We start from the raw sequence: 14,480 nt of genomic DNA on the forward strand, positions 1-14,480 counted from the left end.
AAGGATCTGATCATGACGCCTTCGCGACGTGAGTTCGTGAAGTGGTTATCGGCGGGAGGCATCTCGGTCAGCCTGTCACATCTGGCGTCCGCGGCGGGCGTTCCCTTCGCAGCGCACGAAACGCTGCCTGGACGCGGCAAGTTCAATCCCGCGACAACGGGCGCCGGCCGTGTCGACGGCGTCGCCAAGGTCACCGGTGCGAAGCTTTACGCGTCCGACTTCCGCGCCAACGACCTGCCGGGCTGGCCGCAAGCCACCTCGCACGCCATCCTGGTCCGCGCCAATGACGCCACGCATGTCTATACCGGGCTGGACCTCGGCCGCCTCGGCGGCGCGCTCAAGCCGTCGGTGGTAGTGACAGCCGCCGATCTCGATCGGATCGGGACGCAGGTGCCGGAATTCTATGCGGGCGACCTGTTCTGTCCGATCGGCAAGACGCCGCTTTATCTCGGGCAGCCGGTCGCGCTTTTGATCTTCGAAAAGTTCGATGCCTTCGACCAGGCGCGTCTCGCGCTGCGCGACGGCACGTTCGTCCAATTCGGCGAGGAGACCGGGCCTGTCGTGGTGCCCGATTACGGGGCCTTCCGCTTCACCCGCGTGGCAGGTCCCTCGCCTGACCAACCGGACGTCTATTCGCCGCTCCAGGCCGGCTGGGTCTCGCCCAAGAAGGTGCAGAGCGCGGCGCTGCCGGTGTGGTCGCCGCTCGCGAAGGACACGCCGGCGGATTACGCCAAGGCGGCGAAATATGGCGAGCAGATCCGCGCCGAGCTTGCAGCGGATGACCCATCCATGCTGGTGCTCGACCGCGAGTTCGAGACGCAATCGGTCGACCCGATGTTCCTGGAGCCGGAATGCGGGCTCGCCTGGTACGACGGCAAGGGCGGCAATCTCGAACTGCTGCTCGGCGTCCAGTCGCCCTACGAAGCGGCGGAGTCGATCGCGCATCTCTTCGGCAAGGCCCGCGCGCCCTACAAGCCGGCACACATCAACGCGCAGTTCGCCCATGTCGGCGGCGGCTTTGGTGGCCGCGATCACACGCCTTTCATTCTGTATGTGGCGCTCGCGGCGGTCTGCTTTCCCGGCAAGCCGGTGCGGCTGGCGCATGACCGTTACCAGCAGTTTCAGGCCGGCATCAAACGCCACGCGATCAAGATGCGCTCGCGCATCGGCATCGATCGCGCGACCGGCAAGATCAAGGGGTTCGCTGCCGATCACGTGCTCGACGGCGGCGGGCTCGCCCATTTCTCGGCCAGCGTCGCCGTCGTCGCAGCCACCGGCGCGATCGGCATCTACGACATTCCGAAGGTCGACGTCAGGACCGTCGCGGTGCACTCGCGCGGCGTGAGCGCAGGCTCGATGCGGGGCTACGGCATCCTGCAAGCCATGACGGCGCTGGAGGTCCTGATCGACGAAGCCGCCTCCGAGCTCAAGCGCGACCCGATCGAATTCCGGCGGCGTAACGCGCTGCCGCAGAACGGTCGGACCATGACGGGCAATCCCTACATCGTCTCGGTGCGCACGCCCGAAATCCTCGACAAGCTCGAGAAGCACCCGATCTGGCAGCAGCGGGCACAGTTCAAGCAGACCTCGTCGGATCGGCTGGTCGGCACCGGCGTTGCCTGCGTGACGAAAGACTATGGCTCCGGTGCGGACGGCTCGCTCGGACGCGTTGAGCTCGCCCCCGACGGCAGGATCGTCATCTATTGCGATCACGTCGAGATGGGCAACGGCATCGGGACGGCGCTGGCCAACCGGGTCGCCGGCCATCTCGGCGCCATCGCCGACGAGGTCTCGGTCGCTCGCGTCGACAGCTATGACATGCTCGGGCTGGTCACATCAGGCGATCCCTCCACCATGGACCAGAAGACCCAGGACGCCGCGGAGAAAAATCCGCGCTGGGTGCCCGCGATCAGCTCGCCGACGAGCTCCTCGATCGGCGCGCATGTCGGCACGCATTCGGCCGCGGAAGCCGCCCGCGTGATTTTCCGCTTCGGCCTGTGGCCCGCGGCGCTTGAGCTGTGGCGCGTCGCAAAGACCGATCGGCGCGCGGGGCAATGGGACGCCGCAAGCTGGCAGAACGGCCAGCTCACCATGCCCGGCCTCGAACCGCTGGCGCTGCCGGTACTGGCCGCAACAGCTCACGCGCGCGGCTTCGTCACCGGTGCGGTTGCGCACAGCTTCTCGCGCTGGGCGTGGTCGCGGGCACGCTTCCCGGTGTCCGGCGAGCAATACCGCGCCGAGATCGATGCGCTGGCGATCCGCAAAGGCAACGGCAAGTTCGAGCGGATCAACCGCACCACCGTCAAGTTTCCGCCGACCGACAACAACCGGATTGGCACCGCCTACACCTCGATGTGCGGCACGGTCGTCCGCGTCGAGATCGAGCGCGCAACCGGGAGCTTGCGCATCGCCAAGGCCTACAGTGTGTTCGAATGCGGCACCGCGCTCGTGCCCGAGGTCGTGATGGGCCAGGCCGAGGGCGGCTTCGCCATGGGCGTCGGCTACGCGCTGCTCGAAACCCTCCCACCGTTCGAGGGCGGCCCCGGCAACGGCGAATGGAATCTCGGGCGCTATCTGGTCGCACGCGGCTCCGACCTGCCGCTCCGCGATCTCGAGATCGAGATGCTGAAGCCGCTAGTACCAGACGAAGCGCCGAAGGGCATGGCGGAGGTCGTGATGATCCCGATCGTGCCGGCGCTGATCAACGCCATCCACGACGCCACCGGCCATCGCTTCCGTGCGCTGCCGGTCACCGCAAGCCTGTTGAAGGGAGTGCTCGCGTGACGACCCTCAGCCTCACCATCAACGGCCAGAAGCACGGCCCGATGGACGTCCGCGACGATCTCTCGATGAACGATTTTCTGCGCGAGATGCTGGGAATGACCGGCACCAAGTTCGGCTGCGGCGCCGCGCAATGCCTGAGCTGCGCCGTCATCATCGATGCGCCCGACGGCACCAGCACCACCAGCCCGACCTGCGTCGCGCCGGCCGTGAATTTCGACGGCAAGTCGATCCGCACCGTCGAGGGGCACGCGCGGGACGGCGAGCTCTCGACCCTGCAAAAGGCCTTCATCGAGCATTTCGCCTTTCAGTGCGGCTATTGCACCGCCGGCTTCCTCAATGAGGGCCAGGTCCTGCTGGAGCGCCTGTCGCGGACACCGGTCGCGCGCGAGGCGCTGGAGCAGACCATCGCGGGTGCGCTCGACGGTCATCTCTGTCGCTGCACCGGCTACGTCAAATATCACGAGGCGGTGCGCGACGTGATCCTCGCCGACTCGAAGCGCTACCTCATGGCCACCAAGTGACGCGCATCATGATCTCCGACGTGCGGTTCAAGATGATTGCCGTGGTCGCCGCCCTCGCCGGCAGTTTCGGTGCAGGCTACGCGGCGTCGGAGACGGCAGGTCACGCCCTCGCCTCGCCCGAGAGCTTTGCCTCGATCGGCGACACAGAGAAGCGCTCGGCCGCAATCTTCACCGAGCTCGGCAAGGTGCTGACGCATCCGCGTTGCACCAATTGCCATCCGGCCGGCGACAGGCCGCACCAGGGCGACAATGCCCGCCTGCATCAGCCGCCGGTGACGCGCGGCGCTGACGGCCACGGGCTCGAGGCGATGCGCTGCAACACCTGCCACCAGAAGGCCAATTTCGAGCCCGGCCGCATACCCGGCCATCCCGAATGGCATCTCGCCCCGCGCGAGATGGCCTGGGAGGGCAAGACCGTCGGCGAGATCTGCGAGCAGATCAGGGATCCCGCGCGCAATGGCGGGCGCAAGGTGGAAGACCTGATCGACCATATCGGCAAGGACACCCTCGTCGGCTGGGCCTGGAAGCCCGGCTTCGGCCGCTCGCCCGTGCCGGGCACGCAACAGCAGGCCGGCGCGCTGGTCGAGGCCTGGGTGAAGACCGGAGCGGCCTGCCCGGCGCCGTGACGTCGAAGCGGTCCGTCCCGCGAACGGAGTTCAGTCGAACTTGTAGTTCACGCCGAGCGTCATCAAGTCATGGCACTGCTTGATCGTTTCCAACGGCACCGCTGCCACCCGAGGGGTTCACCACGCATATCGCACCACGCCCTTGCCGGCGTAGCTGCGCGTCACGCTGGAGAACTCGCCTTCGAATGTCGCGGCGGTCGACCAGCCGTTCATCCATCTGGTTTCGGCGGATGCCGTGACCAGCGCGGAGTCGAAAGCCTGCGCCGCGCCGTTGACGAAGAAGCTGGCGCCCGGCAGCGTCTGGAACGTCGCACCGATGCCGCGGTCGGGATTGAAATCATGCGCCCAGGCCACGCGGCCGCGCAGCGTCAGCATCGCGCTCTGCATGGCAAAGGATTTGTCGGCGCGGACGCCGAGTTCGCTGCGCGCGTCGGTCACGCTCTTCGCATTATAAGCGAGTGCAAAGGTGTTGGCGCCCGAGACGACACCTTCCGCATAGGCCGGCAGGTCGAAGGTGGTGAACTGGCCTGCGGCGTACGGCGTGAAGCCAATCCCGCCGATCACGGGCGCGACGAAGCGATAACCGCCCTCGGCGCGACCCGAATAGGCATTGGCATTGAACTGTGCGCGCAGGCGATCGATGCCGGCGATGGTGACGGTGCGATCGGTGGTGACGTCCTGCCAGCCATAGGCGAGCGCGCCGGACAGATAAGCCGCGCCGAGCGTGTGGCGCACGAAGGCGCCGGCCTGGAACAGGTCGGAGCGTCCGCCGCCACCGTTGACGACGCTGAAATTGGTGCCGCCGCCGGCAAGTGCAAAGCCGACCAGCGTGTCGCGCGAGATGCGATAGTCGGCGCCGACAGCGGTGCCATAGAGGCTGCTGCTGGTGTTGTTCGAGCCGGCGATCGAGTTGCCGTCGGTCTTCTGCGAGCCGCCGAAGCCCGCCGCCCACACGCTCCAGCGCTGCTGGAACGGCACCGCAACTGGTGCCTTGGTATAGATCGCCGCCAGCGCGTCGTTCGGGCTGCGCTTCCTCGCGGCATAGGCGAGCGCTTGCTCGTCGGCGTAACCGGTTGCGTTGCCGCCGGCGGTTGCACCGTCACCGCGCCCGGCGATGAACGGATCGGTCATCAGCCCCATGAACTGGTTCATCGCATTGAAGGTGGACTGCTGCGACCCGGTCGCGGTTTCGCCGGAGACCTGCGTCAGGGCGTTGGCGAGACCGGAGCCGGTCAGAGCGAACAGCGCGTTGAAGCCCGCCGGCATGTTGGCGCCGGCCAGGAGCGCATTGTCGATTCCGGCCGCGACGTTCTTCTGGTTGATATTGGCATTGGCGGGCAGGTTCGGCGACAGCAGGCCGGGATCGACCGTCAGTAATACCTCGTTGCCGACATAACTCACCCGCGCATTGCGGGCGAAACTGTTGCCGGCGAGAACGCCCGCCGTGTCGAAGGTGCCGTTGACGGTGCCCGCGATCATGATGGTGTAGGTGGTGGTTGCGCTGATGCGCGCCAGCGGATCGACCGTGACCTTGCCCGCAAGGTTGGCGGTGCCGGTCACAACCGTCATGTCGCTCGATGCGCCCGATATCTGCACCAGATAGGTCGATGCCGCCGTCAATGTCAGGCTGCCGCTCACCGTCAGCGTGCCGATCGAATTGCCCGGCGCCAGCGTGCCGCCGTTGACGTTGGTGTTGCCGACGATGCCGCTGCCGCCGAGCGTGCCGCCGGGATTCACGGTGACGCCGCTTGCCGAGGTGATATCGCCGTTGACCGCCAGCGTGCCGCCGTTCACGGTGGTCGCGCCGGTGTATGTGTTGATAGCGGACAGCGTCATCGTGCCGGTACCAACCTTGACGAGTGAGGCGCCGGTGCCGCCGACAGCGCCACCGTCGGCAATGACACCGGTGACGTTGGTGGAGAGGTTGTTGCCGCCGACCGTCAATTCGTTCTGACCAAGGCTGAAGAGCCCGGCGCCATTGATCGAGCCGGCGCTGAGCTTGTGATCATTGTTGGGCCCTGTCGAGTCGCTGAAATCCGTAACGCTCGAAGCGCCGTTGGTGATGGCGGCGTTGCCGCCCGTCGCGAAGTTAGCGAATTCCAGGCTGCCGTTGTTGATGATGGTGGCGCTGCCGCCTGTGCTGGTGTCAGCGAATTGCAGCCCGTTGTTGTTGATGATGGTGGCGCTGCCGGCGGTGCTGGCGTCCAGGAAGTCGAACCCGCCACCGTTGGTAATGGCGGCGCTGCCGGCCGTGCTGGTGTTCGAGAACACCAACGACCCGGCACTGATAGCGATAGTTGCGTTGCCCGCCGTGCTGCTCATGGCAAATGTAAGGCCGTTGCTGCTGGCGATGATGGCGCTGCCGGCGGCGTGCTGGTGTCGCGGAATTGCAGTAGATTGCTATTGGTGATGCCGGCGCTGCCGGCCGTGCTGCTGTCGCGGAATTGCAGTACCCCGCTAGCGCTGATGGCTGCGCTGCCGGCCGTGCTGCTGTTGCGGAAAATGACGACGCTACCGGCTGCCCCGTTGATGGTGGCGCTGCCCGCCGAGCTGGTGCCGTTGAAGGCAACGGAGCCGCCGACGATGCTGGTGATGGCGGCGCTGCCTGCCGAGCTGCCGTCGCTGAAAACGAGCGAGCCATTGCGGTTGATGATCGTGGCGCTGCCGGCCGTGCTGCTGTTAGCGAAACTGATGGTGCTGCTGAAGCTGTTGGTGATGGTGGCGCTGCCGGCCGTGCTGCGGTCGTTGAAACCGATCGTGATGCCGTTTGCAGTGTTAGTGATGGTGGCGTCGCCCGCCGAGCTGCTGCCGTTGAAAGCGATGGAGCTCCGGAAGCCGCTGTTGGTGATCGTGGCGCTGCCGCCCTGAACGCTAATGCCGGCACCGCTGAAAGTGAGAGTTTGAAGGAAGTTGTGGTTGTCGAGAACATAGTTCGAGGCGCCTGGACTGAAGGTCCAGCCGCCGACCGTGGTGTCGGCCGAGAGCGTCAGCGCGGTCGTGTTCGAGCTGCCAAACAATGCGGTGCCGACTGGCACCGTCGCCGGGGCCCAGTTTGCGGCGGTGTTGTAGTCGGCAGTGCCAGGGTTGGCCAGCCAGGTCGCATCCTGTCCCAACGCCGGGACCGCGATCCCGACCAATCCGGTTGATGCCAAAGCCAGCAGCGCGGCCCGTCCGTTCGAAAACCGTCCAAAGCCCGACATTGCCCCACCTGACATCTTGTTGTGAATGCTGCTGCTGTTTTGCAGCCGCGTCGTCGAACCGAGCTTGACCTTCATGCCGTAACTCCAGAAACGCTCTTGTTTGCCGTGTCGACGACAGGGAATGTCTCGCGACCGGAGCACGAAACAGAAAAGCGTTGCATGGCTGGATCCTTGAAAACGGCAAACAATCGTCACGGCCCGACGATTGCGAGGCGGGGTGGTATATCGGCAACGTGTTCTGCACGCGCTTAAGTTCTGCGGAGGCCCGCTCAACTATGTCGTTACGCAGAGAGAATCCGTCTTCCCAGTCACCGCGCCGAATATCGCGTCACACGAGGGGTCTGAGAACTACCTAGAAAGGTGGTTCGCTACGATTTATGAGCGCCGGCGCATCGACTCCGCGGATCGGTTTGCAATCCAGGAGCGCCGTCAATCGCACGACAGGCATATCGGCTCAGGTTGGGAATGCGCGCCCTCGTTGCTCGAAACATGTCCGCAGATGATCCAGGCGGCGGCGTGCACGATGAGGAATGCGGCGGCGACTGCCAGCAGCCAGCCCGTTTCATTGTGGGCATGGGATCGGGCCGCCAATCTTGTTTGCGTCGTTCTGCTCGTCACCATTCTTGTTCTCCGGACGTTTTTTGGCTTCGTTTCCGAGCAAATGCTCACATTGGCGTATGACGCGGCTTGCCAGGCGGCGCCGCGACGCATGCAGTGCCGAGATGATGAAAGCGACGATGCCGTGCTCTTCTGGCTCGACGAGCCGATCAGAAACCCGGCAGGCTGGCCGGATCATGAGATTTCCATGCCAATCAACTTCCGAGAGCGACGGAAACGCGTGCAAAAGCGGCTTGATCAGGGAACGCTAACGCCCAGGGCGGATCGACACCCTTGCCGGTGGATGCTGCGCAAAGGCTGAGAGTGTAATCAGCACCGCGGATGACAGGGCGAGGAAAAAACCGCACCGCCGTCGCCTCTCCGTCCGGCCTTCGCCAGGCCTTTTAGGCCGGCGCGCGCCCGTCGTTGTACGCATCGTCGATCTCCCAATGTCGTTACGCTGAGAGAATCTGTATTCCCGGTAACCGGGCCGATATCGCGCCATTTTGTGCATCTGAGAACTACCTGGAAAGGTGGTTCGCTGTACTTTATGTATGCTCGCGCAGGTCGGAGGCCTCTGGGGTCGCCTCTGGGTTCGGCGGCCGGCACAATCTGGAAATGACATGCATCTCTCCACGGATCCCATCGATCCGCTAAATCAGGACGTCTATGCGCTCTGGGATCAGCTGGCCGACTTCTCGGTCGCCGACAGTGACGCTGCGCTGACCCACCTGCTGTCCGCACTGCGCACCATGTTGTCGGCACGCAATGTGCTGTGGGGCGTGGTCGTGCGATTGCCTTCGCCGAAGCGGACCGATCCCCTGCTCGGCTGGCGTCCGCGTCTCGTCAGGGTGCTGGACCCGATACCGGCGGTGGCGGCATCCGTGCAGAAGCAGTACGATACGCTCTGGTCCGACGAGGTCGACCTGTCCCAGATATTGTCAATGTCGGGCGACGAGCCGTTCCGCGTCCGCCTGCTGTTCGAAACGCTGCCGCCGGAATGGTTCAAGGGCAAGCACTATCGGCGCCACTATCTGGACGTCGGCTTCGCCGACAGCATCTCCGTGCGCATTGCGCTCAATGACGATTTGAGGATTCGCCTGTTCGTATTTCGTGATGCGCAGCAACCCCGCTTTACGGCACAGGACGGCCAGCGTCTGGGCTTCGTGATGCGCGCCTTGAGATGGTTTCACCGTCAACAATTGCTCAGCCACGGACTGCTCATCGCCAACGCGCCCCTCACACCCGCTGAACGCCGCGTGTTGCTCGGACTGCTCGCCGGGGACACGGAAAGGCAGATCGCGCAGAAGCTCGAGCAAAGTCCGAACACCACGCATTTCCACGTCAAGTCGATCTACGCCAAGTTCGCCGTGCGCAGTCGCCAGTCCCTCGCCGCGCTGTGGCTCGGCAGGCTGCGATAACGGCTGAAGCCGCAGGGCTGCCCTGGATGCCCTTCCCTTTCTGGCTCGTCTCGGACCTCGCTGAGATGCAGGAAGATGAATACGACAGCGATCGTTGGTCACGTTGGCGCTCGTAGACTTGCCGAGGACAGCCAATTCTCGATTCGATGCGCACTTTCGGTTAGTCCCGCTGCGCGGATCATGGCTTCCCGAAGGGGGCCATGGGGCAGCCTGTTTGCATCGCCTTCGAGGCGGTTAGCCTCGAGCATAAGCCTATTCTGCAACGACAATTTGGGTTGTACGGCTTTGGTGCGCATAGTGCTCTCCGGGTAGGAGGCGGGAGCGCGATACTCTCAGTCACCGATAGATGCCGATGGCGGGGCGGTGATCGGCTGAGTCTACGCCCTATATGTGGGTTAAGCCACTGATGCCTTGGACAAGCTGAGCGATTGCGACAAAGAAAGGCAGGACGGGGCTAAAATCAAACCGGGCCACTGAGGTGGGAAACAGGCCAGCGCCCTATCGAGGCCGAAATAGGCCGCTCTGAGTTTCGAAATTCCGCCTAAACGAAAACGCCACCAAGCCCAATAATGCTCAGTGGCGCCACGTTGGAACTGGAAACCGCAATCCTCCAGTAGACATTGGTCGGACCGCCGGCGTTTAGGTTCAACGCGGCCTCACTGTTGCTCGGGTTTGCAATGGAAAGCGGCCTTCTTGGCAGGCGCAGCTTCGATTAATTCAGTTATGCCATCGAGCGTAATTCGGTCGGTGATACGTGATGCTATGTACTTGTACCGCGCAATGCGCTGGTCGATCTCGTCACATTTCTCACACATAGCTCACCGCGATTGTCAAAGGCGGGAGCGTGCAGGACTCTCTGTCACCGATAAAAGCCAAGGACCGGGCGGCGATCACGAGACTCTAAACCAGATACTCAGTTCCAGATACAGGAACGAATTTGGGCCACTTCTAAATCAATTTGGGCCGGTAGCGTGGGAAACCGGCTCAACGAGGCAATCTTAGAAGTGATCGCCAGCTCGGAATTTGCAGGTCATGGTCCGCCTTGGGTCACCTGACGAGATCGCCGTCCGGGTCTAGAATGCAGACCTCCGGACATCCTGCCGTGGCAGGCCGCGCTGTCGCCGCGCTTCACGCAGGAGCGCCGAGGGCGAGAACACTGAAGGGATGGAGTAATGCTTGCGGTCGAGTATTGGCGGGGTCAGCATGGAAGGGATCGGGTTTCATGACGATTTCAGGCCGGGCGGCCCATTGGGAGAACGTATACGAGAGCAAGGGCGAACGCGAGTTAAGCTGGTTCCAGGAGAGCCCGTCGCCTTCGCTCGGATTGATCGCACTGGCCGCCGCAGAGCTTACCTCACCGATTGTTGACATCGGCGGTGGGGCGGCTCGGCTGGTCGATGCGCTGCTGGCGGCTGGATATGCAGATCTGACCGTCCTTGATCTGTCCGACGCGGCGCTCGCGGCCTCGCGTGCACGGCTCGGTGCCGCTGGCGACGCCGTGCATTGGATCGTCGCCGATGTGACGACATGGCAGCCAGCGCGCCATTATGACATCTGGCACGACCGTGCAGCGTTCCATTTTCTCACCGCGCCGGAAGAACAAGCGGCTTATGTCGCGTGCGTCCGAAGAACCGTAAAAATTGGCGGTCATGTCATCATCGGCACATTCGCAATCGATGGTCCGGAGAAATGCAGCGGCTTGCCCGTGACACGTCACACCGCTGACAGCATCACCGCACTGCTCGGCGCCGGCTTCACATTGACGGATCATCGGCGTCATAAGCACGCGACGCCGTGGCAATCGGTACAGAATTTCCAGTTCAGCAGCTTCATCAGATCATGCTGAATTTCACGCTGCAGCCCACGTCTGCAGGGCCACAACTTGCGAATTGCACAGATCACTCGCTTCGGGCCAAAAGCCGCTGTCGTCAGGCGGCCAGCGTTGATACCCTAGTGGATGGCTGCCAGGGCGGTTACGACAATGAGGATGACCGTTACGAGGGCACCTGAAACATAGAGAATGGTTCTGACGCTGCCGCCTTTGGCCGCGTTACCGCCGCGCAAATAGACCGCAACGTGGATCAGACGAATTGCGACATAGACCCATACAAGCGTTGCAAGCGTGACGGGTCTTACCCCTACCAACGTAGCCAGGACTGTCGGGACGACAAAAGGCGGCAGCGCCTCCACTGCGTTCATGTGGACGCGATCGATCCGGTACAGCAGGTTATCGTCATCCAACGGCAAGACAGGTCCGGAGAGTGCCCCGGCCCTGCCTTTGGAGAATCCTGAATAGACCGCCAGCAAAATTGACAGGAGGCAAAGGGCAAGCACCCCGACAATGCTAAGCCAGTAGGCTGTCATAAGGACCTCCGCAAATGCGATCACGTCGCATAGGTTACGCGGATATCAAGCCTCGCGGGCTATCCGCTCGGCGAACCGTTTCAGGTAGAGCGGCCAACCCTGATCGCCTTCAACGCCTTCGCTCACGCCTTCCCAACCTTGGCCATGACGTTCGAGGTGACGGTGCTCAAGTTCCAATCGAGTCCGGCTTGGCGTCTCGGCAATGAACCGCACCTCCCATTCACTGGTCTTGTCTGGATCGGTTTCGATTTGCCAGCGCGGGCTGATGTCCCAGCTTAGAAGCACGCGATTCGGCGGCTCAAAAGCCAACACACGCGCCCAGCGGCATTCGCTGCCGTCGACACCTCGATCATAGATGTGACCGCCGACCCGGGGCTCGAACACGGTCTCTGCGATGGGCACGGAGAGCAGATTGTGCTCGCGTGGTTTGAAGCTGCCGAAGTCTTCCGTAAAGACCTTAAACGCGCGCTCGATAGGCGCCTCAACCACGATCGATTGTTTGATGGGTGCCGCCGATACACGGATGCTCATTTCTGGTCCTCCACTGATTTTTCTACGGCCACTTTGTACGCAGCCAGTGTGCTGCTCCAGAACCGGTCAAGCCAGGCGCGCATCTGGCTGAGCCCCGCTGGATCGATGTGATAAATGTTGCTGGCTCCCTTCGGCTCGGCACGAACCAAATGAGATTCGCGCAGCACCTTCAGATGCTGAGAGACGGCTGACTGGGAGACAGTCAGTTCACGGGTGAGTTCAACGACAGTGCGCGGCCGCGCGCCCAGCAATGCGAATATTCGTCTGCGGGTCGAATCGCCCAGAGCGGCCAGTTGCACGCTGTCTTTCGCCATGCTTCGCCGAAGGGTTGCCGTTACGGTAGCGGATCTATCATTAGCCATAACTAATGATAAGCATAAACTAATGATCTCGTCAAACGTGATGATGTTGGGCCAAACGTCAGCTTGGGCTCACTTGCCGACCTCGCCGCGGTCGCACGTCAGGCCTGCGTTACCCTCTCGGCAGACATCCGAGATCTCTGAGTAACCGTTCTGGGCCCGCCTCATCAGCTTGAGCGATGCTCGCAGGCTGCGCTTCCCAGCGAGTGCGATGCCTTCGAGCTCGCCGCGAGATAGTAGAAGAACGCATCGCCGCCCAGGATGCGGCCGTCCATCGCGCTCATAGATCGGCTGCTAACGGCTCTCGCCCTGGCGAACGAGAGTCTCTCGAAAGAAATTGATGATGCTGGCGTTGAACTCGCGATGGAATGCCGTCCTGTCGAAACCCGGCGGGTCAGTACAGAAGCGAGGAAGCTTCTCCGCGAACTCTGCCGTGCATGGCGACAGGAAAGCAAAATGACCGGCAGGCACCACGCGCACTTCCTTTTTGCCGGGCAGCGACTGAGCAACGAGCGCTGAGTTTTTCGGGTCTACGCCTGCGCCGCCAAACTCTGATCGCCAGATCAGAAGCGGGATTGTGATGTCTGCCAAGCGGTCGGCGGGAAAGGCGAAGTTAATTGCCGTATCGGCGAGCACTGCGGCTCGGATACGAGGTTCGTGAGGCAAGCTGCTGGGTATGTCGCCGCTACGGAGTTGCTCGCATGCCCGCGTTCGGTTCGCGTCCGAGCAGTAGAGCGCAAATCTCCGGAGATCGGGATTGCCGCCCGCCAACACCAATCCGGTATAGGCGCCGAGCGAAAACCCAAAGAAGCCGATCCTGGAGGAATCAATCGCAGCCCGGTCTTTCCAGTCATTCAAGATGAAATCAAGCAATCGGATAATGCTGGCGGGCCGGGTTGCTAGAATGGAAAGGCTGTCTCGTTGCGAGGAATCGTTTCCATTGTCACCCGGAAGGTTGATCGAGGCGACGACAAATCCAGCGTTTGCCAGGGCCTGCACCGTGTCATCGTGTTGTCCGAACCAACCGCCGCGTCCGTGCGAGACGATCACGAGTGGCAAGTTCGTTCCTGTGACGGGACAGTCCTTCGTACCTTCAATCGAATCAATGAATTGGACAGTGAGTTTGCCGAGGGGCACTCGTTGCGCCGCTGCTGCGCAAGGGTACCATATAGCGCCAGCCAGATTTGGATCGGTATCCAGAAGCTGAACACCGGCAGCTTGCACAGGCGACATCAAGCAGCCGAGTACGGCAGCACAGATCCAATACAGTTTGGCCGTCAGTGCCCCCATTCGCCAGCGAACTCTCGGATCAAACTTGGCCGAACTGTGCCGCATTGACTGCCGCTACCAGCCTCGCGCAGCTTGCACGTCGGTCCGCCTCCCGCTGAGCCGCAAGCAAGCAAGATGAAAAAGACCAATAGAACGCAGGGAAACGCGCGCATCGCAGCCTCGAACAACATGTGCGCAGCGTAGGTAGAGCTTGCCAAAAGGCAAGCTTCGGCTCTGTGACGTTGTTCACAATTATAATCTGGCTGGTCGTCCGAACGTTGCAACGGGTTACAAGCCGACATCGCCGCGAGTCGCAGGGCCAGATACAGGCCCTAACGTTTGCTGGCAAACAGCTTGCGCTGCGCAAGATTAACGTAAGAATCGGGCCAATCGACCTCTCTCTTAGATTCCGGAAGAGATTGCCTCCGGTCGGCATACTCGAAGTACAGCGTCCCGTGGACACCTTGCGCATCGCGCTTCAAAATGGGGCGCCCCCATACGGGCGACAATATTCGCAAAGCCTGCTCTTCCCCAGCGCGTTCGGTAAAGTCCTCAATCAACTCCATGTCTTGGCCCGGGCCGGGAAAGATAGCAGCGAACTCATCATCGGTCGCTTGAAACAAGCTGAACGTCGCGTTGACCGCGCGATCTATAATCTGAATGTTCTTCAAGCTCTCGGAATCCACGACCATAGGCTCTCTAGTACCGATGCACCGAAGTCCGCTGCAGGCCGATTTTGTTGCAAAAGTCGGTTGAGACAAGTCACGAACCGTGATTCCGTTGTGTTGACGCGAATCTCGGCGAGGTC

13 protein-coding genes are annotated in these 14,480 nt (G+C 62.4%); 5 read left to right on the plus strand and 8 right to left on the minus strand.

What is annotated here, in order from left to right; all coding sequences use genetic code 11:
• Positions 1–12 precede the first annotated feature (12 nt).
• The 3 genes from AC0L3B_RS16265 to AC0L3B_RS16275 are packed head-to-tail and all read left to right on the plus strand — an operon-like array spanning position 13 to position 3,931.
• On the plus strand, positions 13–2,784 hold the full coding sequence (locus AC0L3B_RS16265; RefSeq protein ID WP_473380717.1) for a xanthine dehydrogenase family protein molybdopterin-binding subunit: 2,772 nt from the start codon (positions 13–15) through the stop codon (positions 2,782–2,784).
• Positions 2,781–3,305: a (2Fe-2S)-binding protein gene (locus tag AC0L3B_RS16270; protein WP_204511033.1), complete on the plus strand. Its 525-nt coding sequence runs from the start codon at positions 2,781–2,783 to the stop codon at positions 3,303–3,305. The genes AC0L3B_RS16265 and AC0L3B_RS16270 overlap by 4 nt, the downstream gene beginning before the upstream one ends.
• A gap of 8 nt (positions 3,306–3,313) precedes the next feature.
• Entirely contained in the window at positions 3,314–3,931 is a 618-nt protein-coding gene (locus tag AC0L3B_RS16275) for a hypothetical protein (protein WP_018456341.1), read from the plus strand.
• 117 nt (positions 3,932–4,048) lie between these two features.
• On the opposite strand, the gene AC0L3B_RS16280 is transcribed toward AC0L3B_RS16275, so the two are convergent.
• The 3 genes from AC0L3B_RS16280 to AC0L3B_RS16290 form a co-directional block, all read right to left on the minus strand.
• Complete coding sequence (locus AC0L3B_RS16280; protein WP_473380718.1) at positions 4,049–6,253, minus strand: autotransporter outer membrane beta-barrel domain-containing protein; 2,205 nt, start codon at positions 6,251–6,253, stop codon at positions 4,049–4,051.
• Complete coding sequence (locus AC0L3B_RS16285; RefSeq protein ID WP_473380719.1) at positions 6,250–7,206, minus strand: hypothetical protein; 957 nt, start codon at positions 7,204–7,206, stop codon at positions 6,250–6,252. Before AC0L3B_RS16285 ends, AC0L3B_RS16280 begins: the two co-directional genes overlap by 4 nt.
• A gap of 487 nt (positions 7,207–7,693) precedes the next feature.
• The gene (locus tag AC0L3B_RS16290) at positions 7,694–7,927 is read right to left on the minus strand and encodes a hypothetical protein (RefSeq protein WP_473380720.1); all 234 of its coding nucleotides are present in this window, start codon (positions 7,925–7,927) and stop codon (positions 7,694–7,696) included.
• A gap of 424 nt (positions 7,928–8,351) precedes the next feature.
• Here AC0L3B_RS16290 and AC0L3B_RS16295 point away from each other — a divergent pair, with 424 nt between their 5' ends.
• Positions 8,352–9,149, plus strand: coding sequence for a helix-turn-helix transcriptional regulator (locus AC0L3B_RS16295; protein ID WP_085352993.1), 798 nt, complete (start codon positions 8,352–8,354; stop codon positions 9,147–9,149).
• Positions 9,150–10,371: 1,222 nt separating this feature from the next.
• A complete protein-coding gene (locus AC0L3B_RS16300) occupies positions 10,372–10,995 on the plus strand; it encodes a class I SAM-dependent methyltransferase (RefSeq protein ID WP_473380721.1) in 624 nt (207 codons plus the stop codon).
• A 104-nt stretch (positions 10,996–11,099) separates the two neighbouring features.
• On the opposite strand, the gene AC0L3B_RS16305 is transcribed toward AC0L3B_RS16300, so the two are convergent.
• The 5 genes from AC0L3B_RS16305 to AC0L3B_RS16325 all read right to left on the minus strand — a co-directional run.
• Positions 11,100–11,513, minus strand: coding sequence for an MAPEG family protein (locus tag AC0L3B_RS16305; protein ID WP_247368676.1), 414 nt, complete (start codon positions 11,511–11,513; stop codon positions 11,100–11,102).
• 45 nt (positions 11,514–11,558) lie between these two features.
• Positions 11,559–12,044: an SRPBCC family protein gene (locus AC0L3B_RS16310; protein WP_204511026.1), complete on the minus strand. Its 486-nt coding sequence runs from the start codon at positions 12,042–12,044 to the stop codon at positions 11,559–11,561.
• The gene (locus AC0L3B_RS16315; protein WP_018456332.1) at positions 12,041–12,358 is read right to left on the minus strand and encodes an ArsR/SmtB family transcription factor; all 318 of its coding nucleotides are present in this window, start codon (positions 12,356–12,358) and stop codon (positions 12,041–12,043) included. The genes AC0L3B_RS16310 and AC0L3B_RS16315 overlap by 4 nt, the downstream gene beginning before the upstream one ends.
• A 339-nt stretch (positions 12,359–12,697) precedes the next feature.
• Positions 12,698–13,453 (minus strand): alpha/beta hydrolase family protein, encoded by a 756-nt coding sequence (locus tag AC0L3B_RS16320; RefSeq protein WP_247821688.1) that lies wholly within the window; start codon positions 13,451–13,453, stop codon positions 12,698–12,700.
• 551 nt (positions 13,454–14,004) lie between these two features.
• A partial coding sequence (locus AC0L3B_RS16325) for a hypothetical protein (RefSeq protein ID WP_473380722.1) occupies positions 14,005–14,480 on the minus strand: 476 nt, incomplete at its 5' end.

It is taken from the genome of Bradyrhizobium sp. Kon56 (assembly GCF_055807635.1).